The organism is Oceanobacter sp. 1_MG-2023, assembly GCF_030689025.1.
GTDB lineage: Bacteria > Pseudomonadota > Gammaproteobacteria > Pseudomonadales > Oceanobacteraceae > Oceanobacter.
This window is the reverse complement of sequence record NZ_JAUYWA010000014.1, coordinates 25,987-52,136: the sequence shown is the minus strand read 5'-3', so window position 1 is coordinate 52,136 and position 26,150 is coordinate 25,987. Positions and strand designations below refer to the sequence as shown.

Annotated in this window: 21 protein-coding genes; 5 read left to right on the top strand and 16 right to left on the bottom strand. The window is 53.6% G+C overall.

Annotated elements, in window-relative coordinates; translation table 11 throughout:
* Positions 1-428 precede the first annotated feature (428 nt).
* Entirely contained in the window at positions 429-1,721 is a 1,293-nt protein-coding gene (locus Q8W22_RS10635) for an ammonium transporter (RefSeq protein ID WP_303434251.1), read from the top strand.
* Positions 1,722-1,736: 15 nt separating this feature from the next.
* Positions 1,737-2,396, top strand: a complete 660-nt coding sequence (locus Q8W22_RS10630; protein WP_305452348.1) for a hypothetical protein — start codon at positions 1,737-1,739, stop codon at positions 2,394-2,396.
* A 971-nt stretch (positions 2,397-3,367) separates the two neighbouring features.
* Here the strand turns inward: Q8W22_RS10630 and Q8W22_RS10625 are convergent.
* The 16 genes from Q8W22_RS10625 to Q8W22_RS10550 form a co-directional block, all read right to left on the bottom strand.
* Entirely contained in the window at positions 3,368-4,294 is a 927-nt protein-coding gene (locus Q8W22_RS10625; RefSeq protein ID WP_305452347.1) for a p-hydroxyphenylacetate 3-hydroxylase reductase component, read from the bottom strand.
* Positions 4,295-4,410: 116 nt separating this feature from the next.
* The gene (locus Q8W22_RS10620; protein ID WP_303432553.1) at positions 4,411-5,577 is read right to left on the bottom strand and encodes a p-hydroxyphenylacetate 3-hydroxylase oxygenase component; all 1,167 of its coding nucleotides are present in this window, start codon (positions 5,575-5,577) and stop codon (positions 4,411-4,413) included.
* A 349-nt stretch (positions 5,578-5,926) separates the two neighbouring features.
* Positions 5,927-6,853 (bottom strand): 3,4-dihydroxyphenylacetate 2,3-dioxygenase, encoded by a 927-nt coding sequence (hpaD, locus tag Q8W22_RS10615; protein WP_305452345.1) that lies wholly within the window; start codon positions 6,851-6,853, stop codon positions 5,927-5,929.
* A 64-nt stretch (positions 6,854-6,917) separates the two neighbouring features.
* A complete protein-coding gene (locus tag Q8W22_RS10610) occupies positions 6,918-8,129 on the bottom strand; it encodes a multidrug effflux MFS transporter (RefSeq protein ID WP_305452344.1) in 1,212 nt (403 codons plus the stop codon).
* A 68-nt stretch (positions 8,130-8,197) separates the two neighbouring features.
* Positions 8,198-9,631, bottom strand: a complete 1,434-nt coding sequence (locus tag Q8W22_RS10605) for an aldehyde dehydrogenase family protein (RefSeq protein WP_305452343.1) — start codon at positions 9,629-9,631, stop codon at positions 8,198-8,200.
* 253 nt (positions 9,632-9,884) lie between these two features.
* On the bottom strand, positions 9,885-10,307 hold the full coding sequence (gene hpaR, locus Q8W22_RS10600; RefSeq protein WP_303432549.1) for a homoprotocatechuate degradation operon regulator HpaR: 423 nt from the start codon (positions 10,305-10,307) through the stop codon (positions 9,885-9,887).
* A 174-nt stretch (positions 10,308-10,481) separates the two neighbouring features.
* Positions 10,482-11,414, bottom strand: a complete 933-nt coding sequence (hpaA, locus tag Q8W22_RS10595) for a 4-hydroxyphenylacetate catabolism regulatory protein HpaA (protein ID WP_303432548.1) — start codon at positions 11,412-11,414, stop codon at positions 10,482-10,484.
* A 72-nt stretch (positions 11,415-11,486) separates the two neighbouring features.
* The gene (gene hpaI, locus Q8W22_RS10590; protein ID WP_303432547.1) at positions 11,487-12,296 is read right to left on the bottom strand and encodes a 4-hydroxy-2-oxoheptanedioate aldolase; all 810 of its coding nucleotides are present in this window, start codon (positions 12,294-12,296) and stop codon (positions 11,487-11,489) included.
* A gap of 84 nt (positions 12,297-12,380) precedes the next feature.
* Entirely contained in the window at positions 12,381-13,184 is an 804-nt protein-coding gene (gene hpaH, locus Q8W22_RS10585; RefSeq protein ID WP_305452342.1) for a 2-oxo-hept-4-ene-1,7-dioate hydratase, read from the bottom strand.
* A 3-nt stretch (positions 13,185-13,187) separates the two neighbouring features.
* Entirely contained in the window at positions 13,188-13,961 is a 774-nt protein-coding gene (locus tag Q8W22_RS10580) for a fumarylacetoacetate hydrolase family protein (RefSeq protein ID WP_305452341.1), read from the bottom strand.
* Between the two features lie 11 nt (positions 13,962-13,972).
* Complete coding sequence (locus Q8W22_RS10575; RefSeq protein WP_303432543.1) at positions 13,973-14,737, bottom strand: fumarylacetoacetate hydrolase family protein; 765 nt, start codon at positions 14,735-14,737, stop codon at positions 13,973-13,975.
* 269 nt (positions 14,738-15,006) lie between these two features.
* On the bottom strand, positions 15,007-15,939 hold the full coding sequence (locus Q8W22_RS10570; RefSeq protein ID WP_305452340.1) for a hypothetical protein: 933 nt from the start codon (positions 15,937-15,939) through the stop codon (positions 15,007-15,009).
* Positions 15,890-17,743, bottom strand: a complete 1,854-nt coding sequence (locus Q8W22_RS10565; protein ID WP_305452339.1) for a hypothetical protein — start codon at positions 17,741-17,743, stop codon at positions 15,890-15,892. The genes Q8W22_RS10570 and Q8W22_RS10565 overlap by 50 nt, the downstream gene beginning before the upstream one ends.
* 16 nt (positions 17,744-17,759) lie before the next feature.
* On the bottom strand, positions 17,760-20,351 hold the full coding sequence (locus tag Q8W22_RS10560) for a HEAT repeat domain-containing protein (RefSeq protein ID WP_305452338.1): 2,592 nt from the start codon (positions 20,349-20,351) through the stop codon (positions 17,760-17,762).
* A gap of 4 nt (positions 20,352-20,355) precedes the next feature.
* A complete protein-coding gene (locus tag Q8W22_RS10555) occupies positions 20,356-21,675 on the bottom strand; it encodes a VWA-like domain-containing protein (protein WP_305452336.1) in 1,320 nt (439 codons plus the stop codon).
* Positions 21,676-21,703: 28 nt separating this feature from the next.
* Positions 21,704-22,708, bottom strand: coding sequence for an AAA family ATPase (locus tag Q8W22_RS10550; RefSeq protein WP_305452334.1), 1,005 nt, complete (start codon positions 22,706-22,708; stop codon positions 21,704-21,706).
* 286 nt (positions 22,709-22,994) lie between these two features.
* On the opposite strand from Q8W22_RS10550, the gene hpaE reads away from it, so the two are divergent.
* The 3 genes from hpaE (at position 22,995) to Q8W22_RS10535 (ending at position 26,145) form a co-directional block, all read left to right on the top strand.
* A complete protein-coding gene (gene hpaE / locus Q8W22_RS10545) occupies positions 22,995-24,458 on the top strand; it encodes a 5-carboxymethyl-2-hydroxymuconate semialdehyde dehydrogenase (protein WP_303432535.1) in 1,464 nt (487 codons plus the stop codon).
* Between the two features lie 2 nt (positions 24,459-24,460).
* The gene (locus tag Q8W22_RS10540) at positions 24,461-24,841 is read left to right on the top strand and encodes a 5-carboxymethyl-2-hydroxymuconate Delta-isomerase (protein ID WP_305452333.1); all 381 of its coding nucleotides are present in this window, start codon (positions 24,461-24,463) and stop codon (positions 24,839-24,841) included.
* A gap of 236 nt (positions 24,842-25,077) precedes the next feature.
* Positions 25,078-26,145, top strand: a complete 1,068-nt coding sequence (locus Q8W22_RS10535; RefSeq protein ID WP_305452332.1) for a TRAP transporter substrate-binding protein — start codon at positions 25,078-25,080, stop codon at positions 26,143-26,145.
* Positions 26,146-26,150 lie beyond the last annotated feature (5 nt).

The window sequence follows — 26,150 nt, the reverse complement described above, 5'->3', positions numbered from 1 at the left end:
TACTATTGAGACAGATCAATTGTGGCGGTTAATTTTTGACGTCAATTTGCAGCCTGTGTGCTGTCCCGGTGCACGCTTCTGTGGTGATGCCGGGTACGGTTGGTACCGGTTGCACCAATCTGATTTCCGCTTTTCCAAAATCTGTCACTGATTTTCTTATCAATAGGCGATGGCGCACCTTATAAGCATATTAGCGGCGTATTTAATGATGACTAAAACCATTTTTATGGAATACAAGTACCACCGTCCACTTTGGCATGTAACAGATGCACTCTGTCGGTGCGCGGGCAAGATGGCATATGGATTGCCCATTAATCCGGTGATCTGTCACACAGCACTTTGTGAGCTTGGTCATGGCTGTGTCTGGGGAGATAGCCATGGCTGTCACAAGGTTGCTTTTTATCGTTATATAACAACGAGGATAAGATATGCGCAGATTGGCCGTAGTATTCACCGGTTGCCTGATCGGGTTGCCAGCCCAAGCGGAGGAATCCGTCGTTTCTACTCTGGCAGCCGATACCATTTGGGTCGTGACTGCCGCTGCATTGGTATTTTTTATGCAGGCAGGCTTCGCCTTACTCGAAGCCGGCATGTCGCGGGCAAAAAACTCCGTCAATGTGATGATGAAAAACTACATGGATGTGTGTCTGGGAACCCTGATGTTCTGGCTGGTCGGGTATGGTCTGATGTTTGGCAATAACGTCACCGGATATTTTGGCTCCAGCCATTTCATGATGTCGGATGTGGAACCCTGGGATTACACCGTTTTGCTGTTCCAGACCATGTTTGCCGCAACCGCCGTCACGATTTGTAGTGGCTCGATGGCTGAACGTACCCGCTACGATGCTTATCTGGTGGCGTCGGCTGTGATTGCGGCCTTTATTTACCCCGTGTTTGGCAGCTGGGTCTGGGGTGGCCTGTACGGTGGCGCTGGCTGGTTGGCCAATATGGGCTTTATTGATTTTGCCGGTTCGACCGTTGTGCATTCAGTCGGTGCCTGGTGCGCTCTGGCGGGCATTATTGTGTTAGGACCCCGTACCGGTCGTTTCTCCCGCGAGACTGGCGAAGTCCGCAATATTCCGGGGCATAATCTGTCGCTGGTAGCTCTGGGTGGTTTTATTCTCTGGCTCGGCTGGTTTGGCTTTAATGGCGGCAGCACTCTGGCTGCGACGGCGGATATCGGTTTGATCGCGCTGAATACCCAGCTTGCCGCCGGTGCCGGTGCGCTCGGTGCCTTGCTGTTCAGCCGCGTATTCCGGGTTCCCATTTTGCTGACGGCAACCGTCAATGGCAGTATTGCCGGGCTGGTGGGCATTACCGCTGGATGTGCCAGCATGGAACCTCAGTGGGCCATTCTGACAGGGTTGATTGCGGGTATGATCGCCGTCGCCGGATCATTGATAATGGAACGGATGAAACTGGATGACGTTGTGGGTGCGGTACCTGTGCATGGTTTTGCTGGCGTCTGGGGGACGTTGGCCGCCGGTATGTTTGTGACCGGGGATCTGTTTAACACTCATCAGGTGATGGTGCAGTTGATTGGCATTGTGGCTGCGTTCGTATGGGCTTTCCCGCTGTCACTGCTGACGTTTGGACTGATCCGGATGACGATGGGATTACGGGTTACCACCGCTGAAGAGCAGCAGGGCCTTGATGTGTCTGAACACTATGAGGTGGCCTATCCCGAGTTCCACAAAGACATGACGTACTTTCGTCAGTAAGTATGGAGCGTACGGATGAATATCGATACCAAACGGCGTGTGGTGTATACCGTACTGAGTGAAGTACTGAATGGCGACGAACTCTGGGATGTGATGTGGCGCTGGGAAGAGGGCTACGCCCAGAAATCCCAGTATGAGTTGAACGGCTTCTTTAACGACTGTCGGGATTTGCATGCCATCGCCTCCAATCGATCACAGCTTTACCGTGATCTGATTGGCTTGCTGATGAAAGGAACATCTGGTCTGAAGGCTGACCCGATCTCGCAAATGGAAGCCTATCGGCAACGTAATGGCATACTGGACAACCCGGTTACGCTCAATACGCATGAATGGATGCCCTGTTTCAGCGTGGTGGTACAAGAATTAATGCTCCAGGTGCCAGCCGCGCAAGTGCAGCAGGTACGGATGCAGACTGAAGAACAGGCGCAACACCGCGGGGTGACACCAGACCTGGTGTATGCGTTTTCCATGCTGGCCTTAGGCAAGTCGTCCACTAATTTGCTATCGCCCGATTTTGGTGAACTAAAAACACTATTGAATCTGGTTTATGTCGCCATGTGTGAGCAACTCGGGCCAGTGGCCACCGATCGCATGCTGTCACAAGCGATTGAACGTGCCAGAAAAAAGTTCAAAGGAGTGGACGCCCGTCTGCTATTGCAGCATCACACACGTTGAGCACACAGGTTATACGGCAGTTCGTGCCGTCGATTCAGGATGGGTCTACGGTGTCGCGAAACCGTTGCATATTGGGCAAAAGACAGATATTTGTGAAAGGCGTATTCGAAATGCAAGTGAAAAGCTGGTCTGTGTTTCTCGCGTAACGATTGCCGTGTTTGAGACTCCGCCACAGTATAAGCCTCAGGATAACAATATGGCTTGTTACATATTACATAGACATTCGGATTCTTTCTGCAGGAGGCCGCAACCTTGCTCTTGTTGCTCTTGTTGCTCTTGTTGCTGTCTGTTGTTGAGAAACGGTCTGAAATAGCCGCGACGGCTGTAGAGATTGATGTAGTAGTTGTCGCTGTCTTAGTGGCAAATCACGGCCCATTTGTTGAGAAAACCCGGCTGTTCAAAAAACGATTGCGATAGTGCGGCCTCATGTTGCCACTGAGAACACCATAATCATAATGATCGGTAATCAGTTGGTCTGGTTGGCAATGGCGTAGCTTGTCGAAGTTTGAGGCGTGGCGATACTGGCGCTCGGAAATATAGACTATGGCCAGCTGGGGGCTGAGGCGTCGTGGCTGAAATCTTTATATAGCAGCGTATTGACGTGTTCGCCATCGGGGTAGAAAAAGGTCATGCATTGGTCGCTGAGTAGCTGGTGTTGTAGTCAGTTGAGGAAGTAATCGAAGAACGCCAGGGTGCCCGGCGATTCCAGTAGCGTCAGTTGTTGCTCGGTGGGTGGCGTGACTATTGGCTGATCCATAGGGATGGATGCTCGTTGTTATTGTTGTGATGCAAATCTGATTGTTGTTCAGTGTAATCAATTTTGACTGGCTGGCTGTCGTTATTTTTGGGGAACAGGCAAGGGCAGGGCAAGCAAGAGTAGGAGCCGTATTTATATCGGCGACAACCCTCCTGCGTGGATATATCCCGGTAGAAGGTGGCTTGCCGCCGATATGGGTGATGATTGGTGTTGGTTACTGTACCGCGTCCAGCACTTTGCGGAAGGTGGCAACGTCTTCGGCGCTGAACTGGCCAAAGACTTCAGTCTGACGGTCGTTAGCTACTTTCCATAAGGTTGCTGCCTGTTCGATACCGGCTCTGGTCAGGCTGAGAGTGTCGTCGCTGGCGACAATCCATTCCTTGCGCTTGAGGGTATCCAGTGCGGCTTGCAGGCCCTGATCCGGCATACCAAGACGTTGTTCCAGGTCGTTGGCGGCCAGGCTGCCGAAGTCGTTCAGGGTCATGATCATGCGCGCTTCGATCGTGCGCAGGCCGGTGGCCAGTTGCAGCGGTTGGTAGCTGGCCTGATAACGTTTTACCCCTTGAATCATCTGGTAGTAGAGGTTGTCGTGCAGGCGCTGGGCGTTTTTCTCTTCGCCTTGGCTGGAGGCGTCGGAATCTTTCGGTTTGACTCCGGCGTGGGGAATCACGGCGGAGTAGGCTCCGCCGTGGTACAGCAGGGGAGCGCGGCCAATATCGTCGAAGGCGACGACTTTACCTATCAGAATCCAGTGGTCGCCACCGTCGATACGCTGGTAGTTTTCACACTGAAAGCGGGCGGCGCAGTCGGGTAACAGGGGGGCGTTTCCCAAGCCTTGCTGATAATTCACCTCAGCGAACTTGTCGTCGGATGGACGGGCGAAGTGGTTCGACAGGTTGATCTGGTCGGCAGCCAGTACGTTGACGGCAAAGTGGCTGGCTTGCCCGAAAATCTCGACGCTGGAGGAGTTTTTCATGATGCTCCATAGCACCAGTGCGGGGTCGAGGGAGACGGAGTTGAAGCTGTTGGCGGTGACGCCGGTTTGCACGCCGTCTGGGGTGCAGGCGGTAATGACGGTAACACCTGTGGCGAAGTTACCGAGGGCGCGGCGGAAGGCTTTGGGATCGAAGGCTGTGGTCATGATGAGTATCCTGGCTGGTTGGCCTGGTGTCACAGGCTCTGGTTTTTATATGGGGGCGGATGTCGGACGCGAGTCTGGAGTCATACCTCAGATGCGCCCGACGTCAGACAAAACAATCACAGCAGCGCTGGGTCTGGCTCCATGCCTAGCAGTTCACGGCCGATAATCTGGGCGCATACGTCGTAATCGGTGTAGGCGTGGGCGGCGGTCATGTTGGACTCGCGCCACAAGCGCTGGCCTTCCCGTTCGTTGTACCAGTTGGAACCGCCCATTACTGCCCACAGGCGGTTAACGGCTTCGATACACATCTTGATGGCGTAGGCCTGGTTGGTACGCCAGTGTGCCAGGGTGTAGCGGTCTGGGTATTGGTGACGCTCGCTGTATTCCTTGTGTTCGTTCCAGGTTTTTTCCAGATAGGCGCGAGCGGCGCAGACTTGCTGGTAGGACTCGGCCATTCGCAGCACCGGGGCGATCGATCCGGCGACCTTGGCACCGGTATAGGCGCGGACGCGGTTTTTGGTGATGTCCTGATATACCTCGATCATGCGTTCGGCCACGCCCAGGCTCATGGCAGCAAAACCACAGGCAAAGTACGGTCGGTACGGGGTGTGGTAGATGTTGCTGTCGGGGTACAGCTCGCGGCCAACATGGCGGCCTTCCATCATGTCTTTGGCGGCCTGAATGCGGCGCTCGGGAACAAAGACACCTTCGATCCGGGCTGTTTTGGTACCGGAGCCACACATACCGGCGGCGTGCCAGTCGTCGATGATGGTGAATTCGGCTCTGGGAATAATGGCGAAGCTGTAGATTTTTTCGTCGTTGACCATGCGGTTGAGGCCAACCAATATCCAGTCGGCGTGGTCCACCCCGGAGCTCCATTTCATATCACCGGTAAAGATGATGCCGCCGTCGGTTTCTTCGTAACGGCCAAAAGGTGCAATCGAAGACGATGCCACGACATCGGGGTTGTCGCCCCAGATCTCGTTCTGGGTTTCTTTGCTGAACATCGCAATCTGGTGGTTGTGGGTACACAACAGGCTGTAGCCCCAGGCGGTGGAGCAGCAAGCCCCAGCCAGTGCGGCGATGCAGTCGGTGAATTCCGGCAGGCTCATTTCCAGACCACCGTAGGCTTTCGGCAGAAATGCCCGGTTCAGGCCGATGCCATGCAGCATGTCGATGTTTTCTTGGGGAATCATGCGCATTGCTTCTGCCTTGGCTGCATTGGCGCGGATGGCAGGGAGGATGGCTTGCAGCTTGTCCAACATGGGGTTGTTTGTCGTCATGATATTCAGCCTTGTGTCTGTTGTTTTTATATCAGCAAGGTGTTGTCTGATCGGATCAACACGGTGGCAGCGGTTGGTTGCTGCGCTTTGATGAATGAATTATTGCGACAAGTGCGGTGAGGGAACATGACGTTTTCTCGCTAAAAATGGTACTTTTCTGTTTTGACCGATCATGGCGATTTATTGAATGTCGGGAAGGGGTGGTTTCTGATGGCGATGATGTCCATGGCGAAGCAGTCACCGTTTTGCTGCTATAAATCAGAGTGATGGCCAGAGCTGGTCTGGTGAGAAGTTGGTGAGAAGAGTCTGATCCGGAAGTGGCAGGCCACTTCCGGTGCCGTAGTCTTGCTTATAAACGGCTTTCACCATACGCCAGCTTGGCAGCTTCAGAGGCCTGCGGAGCCGGAACGGCGTCACCGGTTTGTGGTGTTACCGGGAAGATAGCATTGATTTGCCCTGTGGCAGAGCTACCAAAATAAGGCGTCACAACCTCAACCTTGCCGTCGTAATCCGACCAGCCCAGTGCTCCCAGCAGCATGGCGGTATCGTGCATAAAGCCTTCCCCATGACCCTTGGCAGCGTATTCCGGCAGCATGTCACAGAAGGTTTTCCAGTCGCCGTTTTCCCACATCTTGATCACTTCTTTATCCAGCGTTTCCAGTAATGGGCTCCAGACTTTATCGGCAAAATCCGGGGCTTGTCCGTTCTGGGCAAAGCGGTGTGACAATGAGCCGGACGCCAATATGGCGACAGCGCCGTCGTAATATTTTTCGATCGCTTCCCGGAAGGCCCAGCCGAGGCGAGCGCTATCGTTCAGGTAGTGAACGGTGCACAAGGCAGAGACACAAATCACTTTGTAATGGTTGTCGGTGTTCATATAACGCATGGGAACCAGAGTGCCGTATTCCGGTGCCAGTGTGGTGGCATCGTGTGCCAGGGCGTCGATGCCATGTTCTTTGCAGACCTTGGCCAGCAAGTTACCCAACTCCGGGTTGCCGTTCAGGTTATAGGGCATGTTGCTGATAAAGTGCGGCAGTTCGTTGCTGGTGTAGGTGCCTTCCCAGTGCGGGGCACAGTTGATGTGATAACCGGAGTTGACCAGCCAGTGGGTGTCGAAGACGACGATGGTATCGACCCCCAGTTCCCGGCAACGACGGTCGATTTCGAGATGACCGTCAATGGCGGCCTGGCGGAACCCTTTGCGTGGGCCTTCCAGTTCCGACAGGTACATGGAAGGGACGTGGGTGATTTTTGCTGCGAGTGCGAGTGTGCCCATGGTTGTTATCCTTGTTGTGTGACAGCCACGCCATCAGTATGGCATTGGTAAAGTCGTGTTGTTATTAACGGGTTCTGGCGACAGTCCGTTGTCGCCGTAGAAACCAGGAATAGCCATGGCAAGCCATTGCCATAATGGGAGCCGTGACCATGCAGCCCATGAATACGACCAGCCCCTGATGCATAAGCCAAGGGGTGATCTGGGCCATCACGGCACCGGTGAGCAGTTGTATAAATCCCATTAGCCCCGACGCGGTACCCGCGGCGGTATTGGGAAAAGCCAGAGTGCAGCCAATGGCCCCGGATTGGGCATTGGGCTGACTGAGGCCCCGGCCAAGTGTGACTAGAGACATCGGTACAAACAGCGTCCAGAGGCTGAGTGACTGTTGCAGGGCGAACCACCACAACCATAATGCGCCCAGCAATGACAAACTGTTGCCCAGCATGACCATGTGATCGATGCTGAGTGTTTGTGCCAGCCGGGTGGATAGAAAACTGCCGGCCATAAAGGCCAGCGAAACGACCAGAAACCAGCTGCCAAACTGCGCCGAGTTGCCCCCCAGCTGGTCCACAACGATATAGGGCGAACTGCCCATAAACATATAAAACACCGTCGCGATAAAGGTCGTAGAGAGCACGTAACCAAGGTACTCCGACGAGCCGAGGACTTGTCGATACTGGGAGAATACTCGTCTTGGGGATAGACCGTTACGGGTTGTCTGGCCGGTTTCTGGCAGCCATTTCAGAGCCGCCAGGGCGACGCCGATGCCAATCACCAGCGGCAATATAAAGGTGCTGCTCCAGCCAAACCAGAGATTGAGAAAACCGCCCAGGGCCGGGGCGATGGATTGGGCAATAGCGATCGCCATGACCATATAGCCCATTTTCCCGGCTGCGCCCTGACGGCCGTGTATATCCACAATGATGGTGCGCGCCAGCGACATGGCCGCACTGCCACCCAGAGCCTGTAACACCCGTCCGGCAATCAGCAGGGTGATATCATTGGCGCTTGCGGCCAATACACTGCCAGCTACGTGCAAGGCCAGCCCCCATAACAGCACTGGTTTGCGGCCGTAATGATCCGCCAGCGGCCCGGAGAGCAGCTGGCCAATGGCCAGAGTGAGCAGGTAGGCGGTAAACGTCAGCTGAATGATGTGAATGTCGACGCCCAGATCCCGTGCAGCATCCGGCATGGCAGGCACAAACAGATTCAGTGCCAGCGGGCTTGCCAGCGCTACAGTAGAAAGCAGCGGCATGGGGACGTGGGGGTTGTTCACAGCGGTTCCTCGTATGGTTTGGTGGCCTGGCCATTAACACCGCAAGCGGGAGGCATGGGCCACTGACGCTACGTGTTCGGGTTGCGCAGGACCATCAAGCGGATTTCGGTCATGTCCTCGATGGCGTAACGCACGCCTTCGCGGCCAATGCCGGAATCCTTTACCCCGCCGTAAGGCATATGGTCGACGCGCCAGCTGGGGACATCACCAATGACTACGCCACCGACTTCCAGCTCGTCCCATGCTTTTTGGGCTTTGTAGATGTCTTTGGTGAATATGCCAGCCTGCAGGCCAAAATCAGAGTTGTTCACTTCTTTCAGTGCGTCGTCGAAGTCGGTGAATCGGCTCAGAATAGCGACCGGGCCAAAGGCTTCCTGGGTGTTGACGTTCATGTCGGCCGTGACATCGCACAGCAGCGTGGCTTGCAGCATGGCACCGTCGCGCTCGCCGCCGCACAAGACGGTGGCACCACCGGCCTGGGCTTCGGCTATCCAGGTGTGCAGCCGGATGGCTTCTTTTATGGAAATCATCGGGCCAATAAAGGTGTTTTCATCGGCCGGATCGCCATGTACCAGTGCGCCAACCGCTTCGGTCAGGCGTGCTTTGGCGTCGTCGTACAGACTGTCGTGCACCATGATGCGCTGCACTGAAATACAGCTCTGGCCAGACTGGTAATAGGCCCCGAAAACAATCCGGGTGACGGCGTCGTCGAGGTCGGTGCCTTCGTCAACGATACAGGCCGCATTGCCCCCCAGCTCCAGAACCACCGGTTTCTTGCCGGCCTTGGCTTTCAGTGCCCAGCCAACTTCCGGCGAACCGGTGAAACTTAGCAGTTTGAGGCGGTCGTCGGTGGTGAACAGATCGGCACCATCACGGTGACAGGGCAGAATCGAGAACGCCCCTTTGGGCAGGTCGGTCTCGGCCAGGATTTCACCAATAATCAGTGCGCCAACCGGGGTCAGCGAAGCGGGCTTAAGGACAAACGGACAACCCGTTGCCAGTGCCGGAGCCACTTTGTGGGCGGCCAGATTAAGGGGGAAATTGAACGGCGAAATAAACGAACAAGGGCCGATCGATACCCGTTTCCATTGGCCACTGTAGCCTTTGGCGCGGGGGGTAATGTCCATCGGGATCACTTCGCCGTAAATACGGGTGGTTTCTTCGGCGGCGATTTTGAAGGTGTCTATCAGGCGGGTGACTTCACCGCGAGCATCCTTGATCGGCTTGCCTGCTTCCAGACACAGCGCCTGGGCGATTTCTTCAAACCGTTCTTCAAACCGACGGACGCAGTGATAAATGATCGCCTGGCGTTGGTAAGCTGGCATCTTGCGCATGGCTTCGGTGGCGTCGACCGCTGCCGCAATGGCTTTATCAATGGTGTCAACGTCGGCCATGGCGACGCGGGTAGCGACTTCGCCGGTGTATTTGTTGGTTACGTCCAGATCCTGGTTTGGAGCCATTGGCTCGTTGGCCAGGTAATAGGGGTAGGATGCCTGCAACATGGTTGAGCCTTCTGTTCTGTATTGAGTGGATGAGCTTGCCGGGCATTCTGGCCCGGTGCTGGAACTTCTGGTCTTGTTTTTATTTTAATGAATATATTAAGTAAAATATAATTAACATATTATCTATTGTCAATGCGAGAACCAAACGCTCTTGCAGAAAAGGGAGAGGCAGAAGCGCCGGGAACAGGCCGTGAAAATGAGATGCAGGTGGCAGACTGCTGGCCAGCGTAGCAATGCCGCGAGCCAGGGGACGTTATCGTTCCAGTTTGATGATTTCGTCCAGCAATTCTTTTAGTTGTTGCATCTTTTCGGGTGATAGCTGGTTGGTCATGGTTTCGTAGCAGCCTTCCAGACGTGGGCTGACGTTGGCAAACATGATTTTGGCTTTTTCGCTCAGGCTTATCAGGACACGGCGCTGGTCTTCGGTCGACTTGCGGCGCTTGAGGTAGTCCTGGGCTTCCAGCCGGTTGATGATGCCGGTCAGGCTGGGGCTGAGAATGCAGCACAGTTCGGCCAGTTGTTTGGATTCCAGCTCATGATGTTCATTAAGGGCACGAATCACGCGCCACTGTTGTTCGGTCAGGCCGATTTCCTGTAACACCGGGCGGAAAAAAGCCATGGTGGATTCTCGGGCCTTGAGGAGTTTCAGGGGAATGGAGTCATCAAACTTGCGCATTGGGGGCGGTTCCGTGCTGTGGTTTTGAGAGCTGCCGTGGCCGCTGCCTTCATCTTTGTCGATGTCGGTTGCCAGCAGGAGCAATACAGGGTGTTCAGAAAAAACCATCTCATTAATATATTAAGTAGATGGGTAAAATAATAGCGCATATGAATCAAAAAGACAGCGTAAGGCTCAGGTGAAGGCCGGGCGCTGGCTGGGCTGGTTGGCCGGTTGTCTAAAGTCTCGCGGGGTCAGTCCGGTTTGTTTACGGAAAAACCGCGAGAAATACGATGGATCAAGAAAGCCGAGATCAAAGCCGATGTCATTGATCGATTTGTTCGAGTACAGCAACAGGCGTTTGCATTCTTGCAGTATGCGGTCGTGAATCAATCGCTTGGGTGGGCAGTTGGCTACTCGATGGCAGATCTGGTGCAGGTAGCTTTCGCTGACTCCCAGCGCTGCGCAGTAATGACCCAATGGCCAGCGCTGGCGGTATTCGTGCTCAACCAGCAGGGAAAAGCGGCGGAACTGGCGCAGTTCTTCGCTGTTGACTGTGTGTGAGGCCGAGGCTTCCGGTGCCAGCCGCAACAGTTGCAGCAATAGCAGCCGCACCAGCGATTCCAGCGCAAAGGTGCGATCCGGGGAAGGGGTGTCCCATTCATCCTGCAGCATCTGGAAAATATGGGTAATGCGGTGCCAAGCGTGTGTGTCCTTGTCGCTGAGTAGCCGCTGTTCAATGCCGATGGGCTGAATCCGCTCGGCTTCTATCTGGCTGTTCTGGCTGTCGCGCAGCAGCTGCCAGATCAGCGACTGATTGACGGTGAGGACATACCCGTTGGCGTCTCGCTCGGTCATGAATGAGTGAGGCACCGCAGCAGGGGTCAGGAAGCAGCAGGCCCCCTGGCAGTGATACACCTGTTCATCAATGTGAAAATGGGTGTCACCGGCTTTGATCAGATGAATTTGCAGAAACTGGGCGTGAAGGTGCACCGGCATGTCGCGGCCAAAAAAGTCGGCCATGCGACCCAATACATCGAAGTGGATGTTGGCATCCCGATAGTGTTGGTCGTAATCCTGGCCAATCACGATGTTTGGGATCCATTCGTTAAGATGGTTAATAGGCATAAGTGATTCTTTTTATTGTTGTTTTATTGTTATTGAACCATGTCGGGCGATGCGTGCCGAGGTTGGCCCGTGTTAATACACGGAGCCTTTTTCTTGCGTCGGCGCTGCAATGGTCGCCTTGAACTCAGCCGCCAGCCCGGTGGTGGATTTCACCAACAGTCCGGTATCGGTACCCACACCGACAAACAGGGTACCCAGTTCAATATAGCGCTTGGCCAGTGTCTTGTCGGCAATCAGGATGCCGGGGGCTTTGCCAGCGGCGACGATTTTGGCAATGGATGCTTCAATCACGGCCTGTACGTCGGGATGCGCCGGGTTACCAATATGGCCCATGGCGGCACTCAGGTCGGACGGACCAATAAACACGCCGTCGACACCATCAACCGCCAGAATATCATCCAGTGCAGCAACCCCGGCGGGGGTTTCAATCTGGATTAAAACACACATCTGCTGGTTGGCGGTGTGGAGATAGTCGGCCGTGCGGTTAAATTCTGATGCCCGTGCCAGGGCACTGCCAACCCCGCGAATACCTGCCGGAGGGTAACGGGTTGCCGCGACAACGTCGGCGGCCTGTTGGCCGGATTCCACCATTGGGGCCAGAATGGTCTGGGCACCGAGGTCGAGAATCTGTTTGATCCGAACGCTATCCGGCCAGGCCGGGCGGACAATGGGGGTTACCGGATACGGTGCCATCGCCTGTAATTGGCCGAGTATGGTCTGCAGGTCGTTCGGGGCGTGTTCGGCATCGATCAGCAGCCAGTCGAAACCGGCCCCGGCAATCAGCTGGGCGGTGTAGCTGTTGGCCAGCCCGAGCCACAAACCGATCTGTGCCTGTTGGCCGGTCTGGATCGCTTGCTTGAATGTATTGATGGGGGCAGACATACCGTCTCCTTGATTGGGAATCGAAGCCTGCAACCAGCCTTCGATTCTTGTGTTCCTGGCTCCCGCGCTCCTGCGCAGTCGCTATTATTTGAAGTAGCAGCTGATTTGCCCAAGCTCGCCATAATCGACTTGAAAGGTGTCCCCCTTGCGGGCGGCGACCGGACGGGTAAAGGACCCTGCCAGAATAATCTGCCCCGGCTCCAGCGTAATGCCGTACGGGTGCAGGCGGTTGGCCAGCCAGGCGACACCATTGGCCGGGTGGTTGAGTACTCCGGCTGCCACGCCGGTTTCTTCAATCACGCCGTTGCGGTACATGATGGCACTGACGCGGCGCAGATCGATATCCATCGGTTTGATCGGGCGGCCACCGAGAATGATCCCGGCATTGGCGGCGTTATCCGCAATGGTATCAAACACCTTGCGCGGGCGACCGGATTGAGGGTCGATGGACTGGCTACGGGCGTCGATCAGTTCCAGCGCCGGTATCACATAATCGGTGGCGTTGTAGACATCAAAAATGGTGCAGTTTGGCCCGTTCAACGGCGCTTTCAGGATAAACGCCAGCTCTACTTCGATGCGCGGCACAATAAAACGATCGGTAGGGATTTCCGCCGCATCCTGGAACAGCATGTCGTCCAGCAGGGTGCCGTAATCCGGCTCATCTATCTGGGAAGACATTTGCATGGCACGGGAGGTCAGGCCAATTTTATGGCCGATCACCTTGCGGCCTTCGGCCAGTTTCAGGCTCAGCCACTCACTCTGGATCCGGTAGGCATCCGGGATGGTAATGTCCGGGTGTTGCAGCGAGATCTGGCGGATTTGCTGGCGTTCTTTTTCCGCCTGATGCAGCTGTGCGGCACAGTCTTTGATGGTGTCTTCAGACAGCATGACTCAAGCCTCCGTGGTCAGGGATTTCAGGTACTGGCTTTCGTTGATGATGTAATTCACCAGACGACCCACCCCTTCGACTTCGGTCACGATTTCGTCACCCGGTTGTACGTCGGCCAAACCCTCCGGAGTGCCGGTGAAAATCATGTCTCCGGGTTCCAGTGTCATGATGGCGCTCAGGTACTCGACCAGAAACGGAATATTGAACACCATATCTTTGGTGGACCCTTCCTGCTTCAGCTCACCGTTAATGTAAGTGCGCAGGGCGAGGTTATGCGGGTCGGCAACGTCTGCTGCGTCGATGATGTAAGGGCCCAGGGGGGTGCAGGTATCGCGGCTTTTGACGCGCAGGTTGGGGCGGTAATAGTTTTCCAGATAGTCGCGGATGGCGTAGTCGTTACCCACAGTGTAGCCGCCGATGTAGTCCATGGCCTCGGCACGGGAAACGTTTTTGGCCGTTTTGCCAATCACCGCCACCAGTTCGCACTCATAGTGCATGTAGTCAACCTGGTCGGGGCGATAGGTGTTTTGGCGATGGCCCAGCAGGGTGTTGGGAGCTTTCAGGAAGACCAGGGGTTCTTCCGGTGCCTTGAATGCCAGTTCGGCAGCGTGGTCGGCGTAGTTCAGGCCCAGGACAAACATCTTGCCGGTGCAAGGTGGCTGCCAGTTGGCTTCGGTTTCTGCGATCACAGTGCCATCGGCCAATACGGCATTGTGGCTGTCATTGACGGTGACGTCGGTGAGCTGGTCGTCGACCAGAATACGTGCGCGTTTCATGTCTGTTCTCCTCAGCCTTGTGCCGCATCAATGGTTGCTTCGTTAACAACAGGGTTTTCCAGTACACCGACAGATTCGATGTTGATGGATACGGTATCGCCAGCCTTCAGATAGAGGGCATCGGTACGCTCTGGAGTACCGGCAATGATCAAGTCTCCGGCTTCCAGGGTCATAAAGCTGCTCAGATAACTCACCAGCTCGGCTACGCCAGCGCGCAGCTGGTCAGTGTTGGTGGCGTGAACCTTTTCACCATTAATAGAAGTGACGATGGACAGTGCTGCCACGTTGGCAACGTCAGCCGCATCCACAACCCAGGGGCCGATGGGACAGAAGCCATCGCGGCACTTGGCTTTCACCGCCGGGCGATAGAACGAAGTTTCGACCAGAGAGACTTCGTTGACCACGGTGTAGCCGCCGACGAATTCCAGCGCCTCGGCTTCGCTTACACGGGTGGTTTGTTTGCCAATCACGATGCCGATGGATGGGCCAGCGTAAACCGGCGTGCCATCCGCTGGGGCAGGAATCGCCGCGCCGTAACCAATGTGGGTATTGTCGGTTTTGATGTGCAGAACCGGACGCGTTGGCGGATTCACATGCGGCTTTTCGCTGAAAGACGGTTCCAGTTTGGCGTACAGGCTTTTGTCGTTCAGGGCGATACCAAAAACAGTGCCGGTCGTGGCAGGTAAAACAGTTTCGTTGGTGAGGTCCTGAGTGTCAGCGGTGGCCAAAGTCACCTCGGTGGCGACGCCATCCTTCAGGATGCGGCAATGCCTCATGGCGAGATCTCCAGATCGGGTTTTTATTAGTTGTGCTGCAGGCACCGCTACTAAAACAGAGCGGTGAGAAACACCAGAACGCGTCCATAACCGGACGAATTCTTTTTCGTTTACATATTAATTAGTTTTGCGTTTAGGGAGGAAAAAGTCAATAAGTTAATATGTTAATTATTGTGGTGGGCTACAGATTGGCTGAAACGCTAACGACACAAGCGGTGGGTAAAAATCGGATCATAAAGGGACTGACTCCTTATGATCCGATCAGAAAATCAGCAGTTAACGACTAACTCTTCAGCTTGCGCCAGTATGCTGTGCATGACGTTTTTGCGACTGGGAATACTTACAACGAAGGCTTTGAAGGGTTCCAGATCCGGGTAGGCCGCAATGGCTTTGGCAAGTTTTTCCTTGCGATCTTTTGCCCATTCGGGAGCTTCTTGGGGATGAATATATGATTGGTAATTGGCTATCAGGAAGGCCAATACTTCTTCTGCTCGGTGCAATTCTTCCCTCAGGTAACCTTCATATTGCAATTTGTCATACATCTCGTTTGCGGCTTTGGGGTAGCGGCTTAAAGTCATGTCGATTTGTTCAAAGGTCAGACTTTGCAGGCGATAGCAGGCCTTGAATTTTTCTCCGTCGAAGGGTTCTGCGTCCAGGTAATGCCGCATCAATGAAGAATGACTGTGCGGCGACAGGAATCTATCACCAGTATCGGTGAGAAATTCGGCCCGAATCGATTCGTGCTGCCAGTATTGGTCAACCAGTTGGCCGTCTTCGCAGTGTGCCAGTGCAAGGGCTCTGAGTTTTGCCGGGCATTGCTCATCTTGTAAAAGCCCCGTTAACTCGCTTTGAAACTGCTGGTGCAGTTCGCCACTGTCGTTCTTGATATCTTCATTTAGGGTATAGATCGCATATCTTTGGACATATTCATCGCTATCGGTTGCGAGTTGGAGCAGGTTCTGTAATGGCAGGATCTGTTCTCTTCTAGCTACCTCCCTGCGCACAGCTGGCAGTTTGTCGTTGCAGAGCATCTGCAGAATTTCCAGGTCATTGCTGTTCTTTGCCAAATCGATGCGGGCAGCCTTGTTACCAAGGGATTTCAGGCTGGTTTTGTCGGGGGTGAAGGATTTGATCAGTCCGCGGCGGGCAGCTTCAATGGAGGCGGACTGGCGAATGGAGCTGTCCTTGTCGTTGGTCAGCAACAGAATTAATTCGTCGGAGGCTGGTTGTTGGGGATGTTTGACCAGGGCTTTGCGCAGAGTAACAGAACCAACGGCGGCAATGATTTGATAAACAAATTCGCTGTGAAGATGCATTCCACTGTTCAGCAATGCCCTGTGCAGGTAACGATCCGCAGTTATCGCAATTTGGTTGACGTGGTTGGGGGTTGAGGTACTGGTATCCGATCGCTTCTCTTATCAGTTTGGAGTACGTTTCTGATGCCATCATGTCGTCAAAAATGATTTCCAATCTTTCTTTGAAAGCATACGGGAGCTTGTGTCTGGATGGTGATACGGCTTGGCCGGATTCCAGCAGATGCAGCGCGTAAACCGGGTTCTGTTGCAGGTCATCGGGAACGTAATACACCAATTTGCGATAAAAGGTTTTTGGACACTTGGGATTGCGGGCCATCAAGCGGTCAATCAGGGCGTAGCCCAGTGTACGTTTACGAAACGTTTCCTGCAGCGATTTGACCGTAGTGGAATGGTCTCTCAGTACGGGGAGATCCTGTTTCCAGTCATCCAGTTCGGCAATGCGATCCAGTATGTCGTTGTTGTCGATGAATTGGTTGCCTATCTGGGCGTTGACCCAGTTGTTCGGACCAATCATGCCCAGTGCCTGTTCGGGCGTCAGGTTAGGGTTAGTGGCCAGCGCAATAAGGACGTGTTCGTCCCAGGTGGTCATCAGCTGATTGATTCGCTCGGCGTTGCGGGTGTGTCTGGCGATACCGAGCTGAGCCCATTCGGGTAACTGGCGGGTTTCTGCAATGGCGATGATTTCCGCATTGGTGTTGTTGTGCAGTGTGGCAGTACAAACACTGAGCGCATCACCATTGCGGACGACATTGATCAGGTCGTCGCTGCTCAGGGCATCTGATAACAGGCTGTTGATGAAGCTGGTTTCCTGAATGCCTGTGTCTTTCGTTGATGTGTTCTTCGACGATGTGTTCTTTTTGCCTGGGGATTTCCTGGCTGGCTTTTGTTTTGGGTGATATTCCAGTGGCAGCTGGCGCAACGCCGCTTCCCGAACCGGTTTGCTTTTGTCCTGGCTCAGCTGAATCAATAATTCCAATGGACACTGCTTGTCGGACGCTGCCCTCACGCGAGCCTGACGTGCTCCTGAATTGGCGAGAAGGGTTAACTGCTGTTCAGACAATTGCGGAATAAAGTCCGCCATTGCATCGATGTCTATTTTCTTGCCGGTTGCACAGGCCCGGTTCAAAGCAAACTCGGCAAACAGAGGGTGCACCGGCGCAATCAGAAAACGGCGCTCTTCCACGGTTGAGCCCGGATACCAGGTGCGTAATGTCCAACGCAGACTTAATAGGCCTGAATACATGCTTTCCGAGAGCAGTGTGATGGCGGCTATTTGGCGGGTGTCTTCTTCAATTTGAAGGCGCAGGTCTTTCAGTTCGGCTCCGCACAGGGCCTTTACTTGCTCGGTCATTCGTCCTTTGCTTTCGAGCTGCTGGAACCATTGAGGGATCATAAACCCCAATTGTTGTATGAAGTGCTCATCGCTATTGGGATGTAACACAATCAGCTCTAACTGAGCATCGCTGCAGTGGCTGCGAAGCAGCAGACTCCATTTCAGAAACCAGCACTGGCAATCTGGCAAGTTCAGGCATTCGTCGATCAGTGAATCGCTGGCTTCACTAATGGCTCGTGCGACTTTCAGCATGAATGTGGGGGACGGGCTGCCTTTTCTCACTTCCATTGGACTGCTTGCCCAGAAGTACTGGCTGGAAATGTATTGTTGGGCTTCGTGTTTCAGGTCTATTTCCATGTCATTAACTCCTTGTTTATATCGTTTCGGTTTGTTCTGCCTGATTGATCAGTTGCTGCAATAACTGTTGGTCTTTTGCGTTTTGAAGTTGTGCCCGAAAATCCTTGAACGGCTGCAGAGATGGTTCCGACTTCAGAGCATCAGCAAAGTCCATGTGGCTGTTTCGGTTGGCATGATCGATGGCTTTCTGCAGTGGGCAGTGAGCAAGCATATTGGGGTGCTGCTTGATCAGGTAAATCAGGGAGCTGACGGAGGTACCATGACTTTCACCGATATGTTTTTTGAGCATGCTGGCCGGATCCTGTGTTTGAGTCGCTAGCCGCTCGATGATCTCAGCCGGTACTTCTTCTATCTGCAGTAGCCAAAACGATTTGTCCGCGCTCTGGATGTCCAGATAGGTGTTGAATAGCAGCAAATGGCTACCACTTTTGGGGCCGGCAAATCTTCGAATTTCTCTTTGCTCTAACATGTCTTCAAGCAATGGGGCTTTGTCGCAATACACTAACACCCTGGATTTCAAGCTTGGAGAAAAGTCGTTGTTTTCAAGAATTTGGGAAATAGCTGCTTGTAGCTGATCCCTGGATGGTGGCGTTGCCGATCCCATCATTCGATCCAGTATCCAAACAGCACTGCTGACGACTTGGTTGTCGCTATCGGTCAGTAGCTTTTCCAGACAAGTCAAAGGTAATACCTGCTGATGTTCGGCCAGCGCCCGACGAACATCCCGAACCTTGTCTTCACACAGCATGTGCAGAATGTCAGGGTCGCTGCTGCTTTTGGCCAGGTCGATGCGTGCGGCCTTATTGCCCAGGGTACGGAGGCTGGTTTTATCGGGTTTTTGGGCAGAGGCCAGTCCTCTCTTCGTTGCTTGGTTACCTGCGGCCTGCCGTACCGAGCTGTCCTTGTCGCTGGTTAATTGCCGCAATAGCTGTGGATACTCCCGCTTCAATTTCAGTGACGCTAGTTGTTTACGTTGTAGTGGCGTACCGGTTGTTGCTATCAGGCGATAGACAAATTCGCTGCAGTGGGGCGTGCCTTCCCTCAGGATGCGATTGTGAATATGGCGGTCGTCAGTGATGGCCAGTCGGTTAGCCTCATTGGGGTTTAGCGCTGTTGAACCGGCAACCCGGCGGAGCAGGGCGTCGTCATTTGCGTAACGATTCAAGGCATCAGTGATTGCCATTTCATAACTATCGGAGGCATTGTCCAAGTCGGCATAAATTGAGTCTGGCTGAAGCGGTTGGGGAGCTACCGCTTTGCCACTTTCAAGCATCGACAGGGCGTAGGCTGGATTTTGCTTTAGATCCTTGGGGCAGTACGCCGCCAGACGTTTGTAGTAAACCTTGGGGCAGTTCGGATGTCGCGCCATCAATCGGCCTACGACTTCGAAGCGAAAGCCTTTTTTATTAAAGAGTGTTTGTAGCTGTTTGGCTTTAGTGTCGGGATTACGCAAGGTTGCCAGAATATCTGGCCACTTTTCTGGTTCGGTAATTGAGTCCAGAACCTCTGGGTCGTCGATAAACCGGTTGGCGATGATGGCATTGCACCAGTCGTCACCGAGCAGCTGTAAAGCCTGTTGCCTGGTCAGTGCGGAGTTGGCTGCCAGCGCTATCTTGATGAACTTGCTGGCGCCCTTCAGTAGTGAAATGATGCGCTTCTCTGAGTCTGTGTATCTGGCGATGCCGAGTTGAGCCCATTCAGGTAAATCACGACTTTCGGCGGCACGAATAACATCGATGGTGCTGTTGCTATGCAAGGTGGCAGCACAGACGGACAGGGGGGAGCCAGCTTGGGCAATTTCCCGTAACTGCTCTACCGGTACGGCTTTCTGCATTAATCGAAGGTCAAAATCCGGTGTGATTGCTTTCTGGCTGTTTGTCTTTTGTGCTGCGGACTGTTTTGCTGCCAATTGAGCGCGAACCGATGCGGCTTCCCGAACCTTTTTGCTGCTGTCTTTGGCAAGTTTTTTGAATAGTTCATCGGAAGTGCTTGAGGATTGCGCCGCAGCCAGTCGTAATTGCCAGTGCTTCGAGCTGGCCATTCGCTCAAGGTGGTGTGGTTGAAACTCGGTCGCCAACCGCAGGAAAATCTTCAGGTCTTCGGCGCTACATTTTTCATCAAGGCTGGCCAGCATGTAGTTCAGCAGAATTTCCGGGGGGTAAGTCTTTATCGGGTTTGATGAGTCTTTGAAAAGCTTTCTCAATCCTAGTAATCCATTGCTATCAAGTAACGCGTATTCGATGTCTGTAAACTGTCTCGGACGGACTACGTTTAAGCGCTTGAAGGTCTCATCGAGTATGATCAGATAGCTTGGGGCATTGGTATGGCTTAGAAGCTGGGAGCATTGATCGGTGGTGAGGCCCTTGCGCAAAATGAATACCCAGGCAATGAACCATTCCTGGCATTGCGGCGATTGAAGGCACTGCTCAATTACACAAAAATCAACGCTGTTAATGGCCTTGATCGTTGCCAGCGCCTCTTTCAGTTGCTGTTGATTTTCTTCTTGCCGCCAGAATCCATAGGCTGGGTATTTATCTCCCCAACCTTCATCGTATCGAAGCTCTTCGTCTGGGGCTTGTAGTGATTGCTTGATCAAATCAATCGTCATTTTCTTAATCCTTCAAATCGACTTTGCCCCCAAATGGAAACAGGGGGCTTTTGGGATTTCTTTGGGCTAACCAGGACAGATACTCTTGCTGGTTGGCTGAGCGAGGTGGTACCACCCATAACACGTCAATACCGGGTGGCTCGGCGGGAAATTCTCCAAAGCCGTCGGTGAAGTAAATGGCCACTGAAGGGCGCTCCAGCAGGCTGTGCTCGGTTGCCAGAAAATTGAAGTAGGGCACAAAGCTGGTGCCACCGTCACCGACCGGTTGCGGCAGGGGCTGATTGCGTTGCAACAGATGTGGGCCGTTGAGTTCGATATCAATGTAGAACAGCCGGGCAATGATATCCGGGTGGCTATTCAGAATGGCTTCTACCTCGTTCAGAAAGCTCGATAGCTGATCGCGTTCAATGGAGGTGCTGGTGTCAATAATGATGTCGACGCGCAACTGCTCGGATTGCAGGTATTCCAGATACAAGCCTTGATGCAGCAATCTGGGGTCAAACTCGACGTAATCGTTTCGTGAGGGAATCATGTAGTGGCGCAGCATGGCGCGCCAGTCGAGGCTGTCCTCGCGCAGAATTTCAAGCTCAATGGCTAACGACGAAGTGGTATCTCCGGGTAGCAATCCGGCAGGTAAGTGGCTGGCATTTTGTTCCGCCTGGCCGATGGCAATGTGGCCATTTGCCAGCTGTTGTACAGTTGCCAGCGCGCCTCGCCAGTAGTTTTGGCTATTTGTGCTTTGCTGCTGCAAGTCGACGGAAGGCTGGCGCAACAGGTCGTGATGGGGTGTTCCATTCATGTTTTTCGAGCTTGGCTTGCCGGTATCAGAGTCTCCTTCAGTGCCCGCATTTGAGGAAGTGCATTGCTGGGGGGCTGAAGGCTGTTGGCTGGCTGCTGATTCGTCCATATTAACCGGCGGCAGTAATTGATAAACCTCTTCAACCGAATACCCGGCAAAGCCTGTCTTTGAGCATGTTCGGGGGGCTGCCGGAAAGCGGGTAGTCTCACGGATAATCTGGTTTACGACAATATCGGCGGCTTCATTCCAGCGGGATTGCTCTCGTTCTCCCATTCGTTGCTGGTGGTTCAACGCCAGATGAAGTAACTGGTGCAGAAGGTAGCTGGTTTGTTCTGGTTGGGGCAGAGAGCTTAAAAATCCGGGTTCCACTTGTAACGTCTGACCTGCCGTTTCGGCAATGTGAACCTGATTGTCTGGCTGGAAGCGGGCAAACATGGCCAGACTGGCCAGGAAAGGATGCTGCCTGCGTAACGTCAGTACAAAGCGGGTCCAGAGGTCATCCAGATTGTCTTGAAAAGGGAACATGTGGCTGGTCCTTGTTGTTCTGGCGAACTCAATCAAGTTCCATCATTAACCCTGCAAATTGCGTCAGATACTGTCGCGCTTTTTCGTTGCCAATAATTTTTTGGGTGAAAGCAGAGTATTGCTTACGCTGTTTCAGAACAGGCACCAATTCAGAGACAAACATCTGAATCCATTCTGAGCTTGCTTGCTCAATCAGCCACTCAAAACAATGCACGGCTTGTTGGTTTTTTTCCGCTCGGCTGATCAGGTGACAGATCAATGCATAGCGTAAAGAGGGTTCTTGCGGAAACTCTGCTGTGGATGTGCCTTTGAGGATGGCTTCCATGCCCGGCAAATCGTGTTGCAAACGGCAGAAGGCATGAAACTCCAGTGCACAGGCATCGCCGACAGCGGACTCAATCGATAAACCGATCTGGTGGAGACGGGCAGCCATTTCCCAGCTGCGTGGTGATGGCCAGGCCGGATTGGTCGGGTGCATCTTGTGCAGCAGGTCACTGCGGAAACTTACAAAGCCGATCACGTCTGGATGCAATCCGGTTGCCAGAGCATAGGCGCGGAAGTCATTGATCGATTCGTTCAGCGTTAGGTGGATAAATCGGTTGGCAAGCGGCGCAGGCATATCGTAAACCGCAGCGCGGTCGGTGCTGTGGTTCCCCGCTGCCCAGACCAGCCAGCCATCAGGCAGGCAATAGTCCCCAACTTGCCTGTCCAGCACTAGCTGTTGGGCCACACCCTGCAGTGCGGGGGGAGCCATATTGATTTCATCCATAAACAGGATGCCTTCGCCTTCCTGAGGCAGAAATGCAGGGGGATACCAGTGGGTCATGTTCTGATCCGGTACTGGAATCCCACGTAGATCACTGGGCATCAACTGGCTTAAGCGCACGTCGATAAACTGCAGTTTGTTTTGTTCACAGAGGCTGCGCACGATGGAGGATTTACCAATTCCCGGTTTACCCCACACCATTACGGCCTGGTGCAGGCGGTTCTGGATAAGGAGTTGCAGGTAGTTTTGCAGTTCAGTGACATTCATACGACGAAACATTTCCTTGTTGAATATTCTGGATAGTGCCAAAAACAGACACTTGTTGACAGGCTTTGATGCCTTGTCAGTGAGCCTTCCGTTGCCATTTATCTCCCCAAAACTCCGCCAAAGTCGGTGGCTCTAACGTGCTGTTTGACATTTGTCAGTTGACATTATTTAACATGTTAAATAGATTGATTAATATATTAACTGGTTTGCGGCTCATCTGAGAGCGCCAACTGTGAGAACACAGAGTCGCCAGCGGCTCGTTGAAAACAAGAAAAGGCAGACACTGATGATCAAGAATCTGATTGACGGCAAATGGGTTGAGAGCAAGGAAACCTTTGAAACGGTGAATCCTGCTACGGGTGAAGTTCTGGCTGAGGTGGCTCATGCCTCGCCAGAACAAGTGGCAGCGGCGTGTCAGGCGGCGAAAAATGCCTTTCCGGCCTGGGCCAACATGCCGGTCGCCAAGCGTTCCAAAATCATCGAGAAGCTGGGGGATCTGATTGCCGATAACGTCGATGAGCTGTCGGCGATGGAAACTGCAGATACCGGTTTGCCGCTGTATCAGACGCGTAACGCCTTGATTCCACGGGCGTCCAGCAATTTCTATTTTTTTGCTGAAAAAGCCAAACAAATGAACGGTCATACCTACCCGATGGATGACCAGATGCTGAATTACACCCTGTATCAGCCAACCGGTGTCTGTGCGCTGATTTCGCCCTGGAACGTGCCGTTTATGACCGGTACCTGGAAGACTGCTCCAGCCCTGGCACTGGGTAACACGGCAGTAATGAAACAGTCCGAGTTGTCGCCACTGACTACGGATTTTCTGGCTCGGCTGTCGCTGGAAGCCGGTATTCCAGCGGGTGTGTTTAACGTGGTGCACGGTTTTGGCGGCACCACAGGCAATGCGTTGATTACGAACCCTGATGTCAATGCCATTTCGTTTACTGGCGGTACTTCGACCGGTAAACACATTATTGCCAATGCGGGCCTGAAGAAGTTTTCGATGGAACTGGGCGGTAAATCGCCGGTGATGATTTTTGATGATTGTGATTACGAGCGGGCGTTAGACGCGGCGGTGTTTGGCATTTTCTCGATCAACGGTGAACGCTGCACCGCTGGTTCTCGCATTTTTGTGCAAGAGGGTATTTACGATCGCTTCTGCGAAGAGTTCGCTGCCCGTGCCAACAAGATTACTGTCGGTGATCCGATGAATATGGATACCAAGGTAGGCTCTCTGATCAGTCAGGGCCATTGGGACAAGGTCACCGGCTATATCAAGATTGGTATTGAAGAAGGCGCCACGCTGATTGCCGGTGGTCCGGAGAAACCGGTCAATGAGTTGCCGGATCATCTGAAAGGCGGCCACTTTGTGCGCCCAACCGTATTCCGTGACGTCACCAATAATATGCGTATTGCCCGTGAAGAAATTTTCGGCCCGGTCGCGGTGTTGATTCCGTTCAAGGATGAAGCCGATGTGGTAGCGATGGCGAACGATAATGACTACGGTCTGGCGTCCTACTTGTGGACTCAGGACGTGGGCAAGGTGCATCGCATTGCCCGTTCGGTAGAAGCCGGGATGATGTTTGTGAACAGTCAGAACGTCCGTGACCTGCGTACTCCGTTTGGTGGTGTGAAGGGGTCCGGTACTGGCCGCGAGGGGGGGGATTACAGCTTTGAGGTGTTCTGCGAACCGAAGAATGTCTGTGTCAGCATGGGGTCGCACCATATTCCGAAGTGGGGTGTGTAGCCATGCCGCATTTTGTTGTCGACTACTCCGATAACTTGCATGAGTCGCTGGATTTTCAGCCGCTGTTCAAGGCCTTGCATGACTATGTGGTATCGACCGGTGCATTCCCGATCGGGGGCGTGCGCAGCCGTGCGATTCGTTGTTATGACTACCGGGTAGCCGATGGCCGTGAGGGTTTTGGCTACCTGAACCTGAGCCTGAAGATTGGTCATGGCCGGGATATGGCGCTTAAACAGGCTGTTGCGGAACGGGTGTTCGAGATTCTGTGTGACTGGATGCAACCGGTCACGGCTGAGCGCTATGTGCAGATTTCATTTGAAATGACCGAGCTGGATCCGGTGCTCAAGTTTAATAAAAATAATATCCATCCACTGTTTGCCTGAAGGGTTTTACTGAGCAAATTGCCGGTGCTCTGGGCCTGCTCACTTGGTCAGGCTCTGCAAGGGATGGTTTTGCGGTGTTATTGGCTGCGGTGTGCGGCAGCTGATGCTTTATCTATCGTCTGAAGCGGGAGATAGATAACAATTGATGACAATAAAAAATACCCCGGCAGCAAGACAGAAAAGCCTGCACTCACGGCTTTGCCTGTTCGGGAAATAAAAATATTACGAGGCCGAAAATGATAACAATTACACATCGTCTGAAATCTGCCATGTCGGTACTGGTTCTGGCTGCGGGTACTGCCATGGCAGCGCCGGCATTTTCCGAAACCATTTTGCGGGTCGGTACCTGGTTGCCACCAACCAATGCCCAGAATGCGGTGGTGTGGCCAACCTGGGCAAAGTGGGTGGAAGAAGCGACGGAAGGTCGCGTCAAGGTCAAGGTGGAGAACAGTTCGGGCCATCCCAAAACCTTGTTCCAACTGGTTGAAGATGGTGTTTACGATGCCAGCTTCAGCTACCACGGTTATGTTCCTGGTCGTTTCAAGCTGCCTCAGATTGTTGAGCAACCCGGTCTGGGTGTCGGTGCCGAGGCGGCATCGGTGGCTTTGTGGCAGGTGTACGAAAAATATCTGAAAGATGAGGGTGAATTTGAAGGTCTGGAGGTGATCGGTATGTTCACCCACGGCCCTGGCCATATTCATACCAAGAAGCCGATTAATTCCTTTTCTGATCTGGAAGGCATGAAGATCCGGGTGGGGGGTGGCGTCCAGAGCGTGCTGGCAGAACGTATGCACGTGACGGCGGTGGGTGCTCCTGCTCCGAAGGTCTACGAAATGCTGCAGCAGGGTGTGATCGACGGGGCATTTCTGCCGATGATGGAGCAGAAAGTGCTGCGCCTGAACGAAGTAACCACCAGTGTGACTGTCTTGCCTGAAGGTCTGTACATGGGCAGTTTCTCGATTTTTGTTAATCCTGAGTTTATGGAAAGCCTGGAGCCTCGTGACCGCAAAGCGATTTTGGCGGTGTCAGGTGAAAAACTGTCGGCCATGGCCGGTCGTGCCTGGGACGCGGGTGATGCAGAAGGTTACCAGGCAGCCAAGGCGGCCGGAGTGAAGATCGTCCATGTCTCGGCCAAGGATTTGATGTCGCGCCAGTTTGAAACCCTGACCCAGGGTATGGATGAAGAATGGCTTGAGTCGGTGTCAGATCGTAGTGGTGATGCCCGTCAGGCGCTGAAGGAGTTGCGTCGTATTGCTCGCGGCTATGTGCCGGTCGACGCCACCGTTGTTCCTGCGGCAGAGTGAGGTGA

Coding starts and splice junctions, on each gene's coding strand:
- hpaR (WP_303432549.1), bottom strand. CDS start 10,307: ATGCGCAAGTTTGATGACTCCATTCCCCTGAAACTCCTCAAGGCCCGA.
- Q8W22_RS10565 (WP_305452339.1), bottom strand. CDS start 17,743: ATGGAAATAGACCTGAAACACGAAGCCCAACAATACATTTCCAGCCAG.
- Q8W22_RS10555 (WP_305452336.1), bottom strand. CDS start 21,675: ATGTTCCCTTTTCAAGACAATCTGGATGACCTCTGGACCCGCTTTGTA.
- Q8W22_RS10630 (WP_305452348.1), top strand. CDS start 1,737: ATGAATATCGATACCAAACGGCGTGTGGTGTATACCGTACTGAGTGAA.
- Q8W22_RS10625 (WP_305452347.1), bottom strand. CDS start 4,294: ATGACCACAGCCTTCGATCCCAAAGCCTTCCGCCGCGCCCTCGGTAAC.
- Q8W22_RS10550 (WP_305452334.1), bottom strand. CDS start 22,708: ATGAATGTCACTGAACTGCAAAACTACCTGCAACTCCTTATCCAGAAC.
- hpaE (WP_303432535.1), top strand. CDS start 22,995: ATGATCAAGAATCTGATTGACGGCAAATGGGTTGAGAGCAAGGAAACC.
- hpaI (WP_303432547.1), bottom strand. CDS start 12,296: ATGTCTGCCCCCATCAATACATTCAAGCAAGCGATCCAGACCGGCCAA.
- Q8W22_RS10635 (WP_303434251.1), top strand. CDS start 429: ATGCGCAGATTGGCCGTAGTATTCACCGGTTGCCTGATCGGGTTGCCA.
- Q8W22_RS10540 (WP_305452333.1), top strand. CDS start 24,461: ATGCCGCATTTTGTTGTCGACTACTCCGATAACTTGCATGAGTCGCTG.
- hpaD (WP_305452345.1), bottom strand. CDS start 6,853: ATGGGCACACTCGCACTCGCAGCAAAAATCACCCACGTCCCTTCCATG.
- Q8W22_RS10535 (WP_305452332.1), top strand. CDS start 25,078: ATGATAACAATTACACATCGTCTGAAATCTGCCATGTCGGTACTGGTT.
- Q8W22_RS10560 (WP_305452338.1), bottom strand. CDS start 20,351: ATGACGATTGATTTGATCAAGCAATCACTACAAGCCCCAGACGAAGAG.
- Q8W22_RS10605 (WP_305452343.1), bottom strand. CDS start 9,631: ATGTTGCAGGCATCCTACCCCTATTACCTGGCCAACGAGCCAATGGCT.
- hpaH (WP_305452342.1), bottom strand. CDS start 13,184: ATGCTGTCTGAAGACACCATCAAAGACTGTGCCGCACAGCTGCATCAG.
- Q8W22_RS10580 (WP_305452341.1), bottom strand. CDS start 13,961: ATGAAACGCGCACGTATTCTGGTCGACGACCAGCTCACCGACGTCACC.
- Q8W22_RS10575 (WP_303432543.1), bottom strand. CDS start 14,737: ATGAGGCATTGCCGCATCCTGAAGGATGGCGTCGCCACCGAGGTGACT.
- hpaA (WP_303432548.1), bottom strand. CDS start 11,414: ATGCCTATTAACCATCTTAACGAATGGATCCCAAACATCGTGATTGGC.
- Q8W22_RS10620 (WP_303432553.1), bottom strand. CDS start 5,577: ATGACGACAAACAACCCCATGTTGGACAAGCTGCAAGCCATCCTCCCT.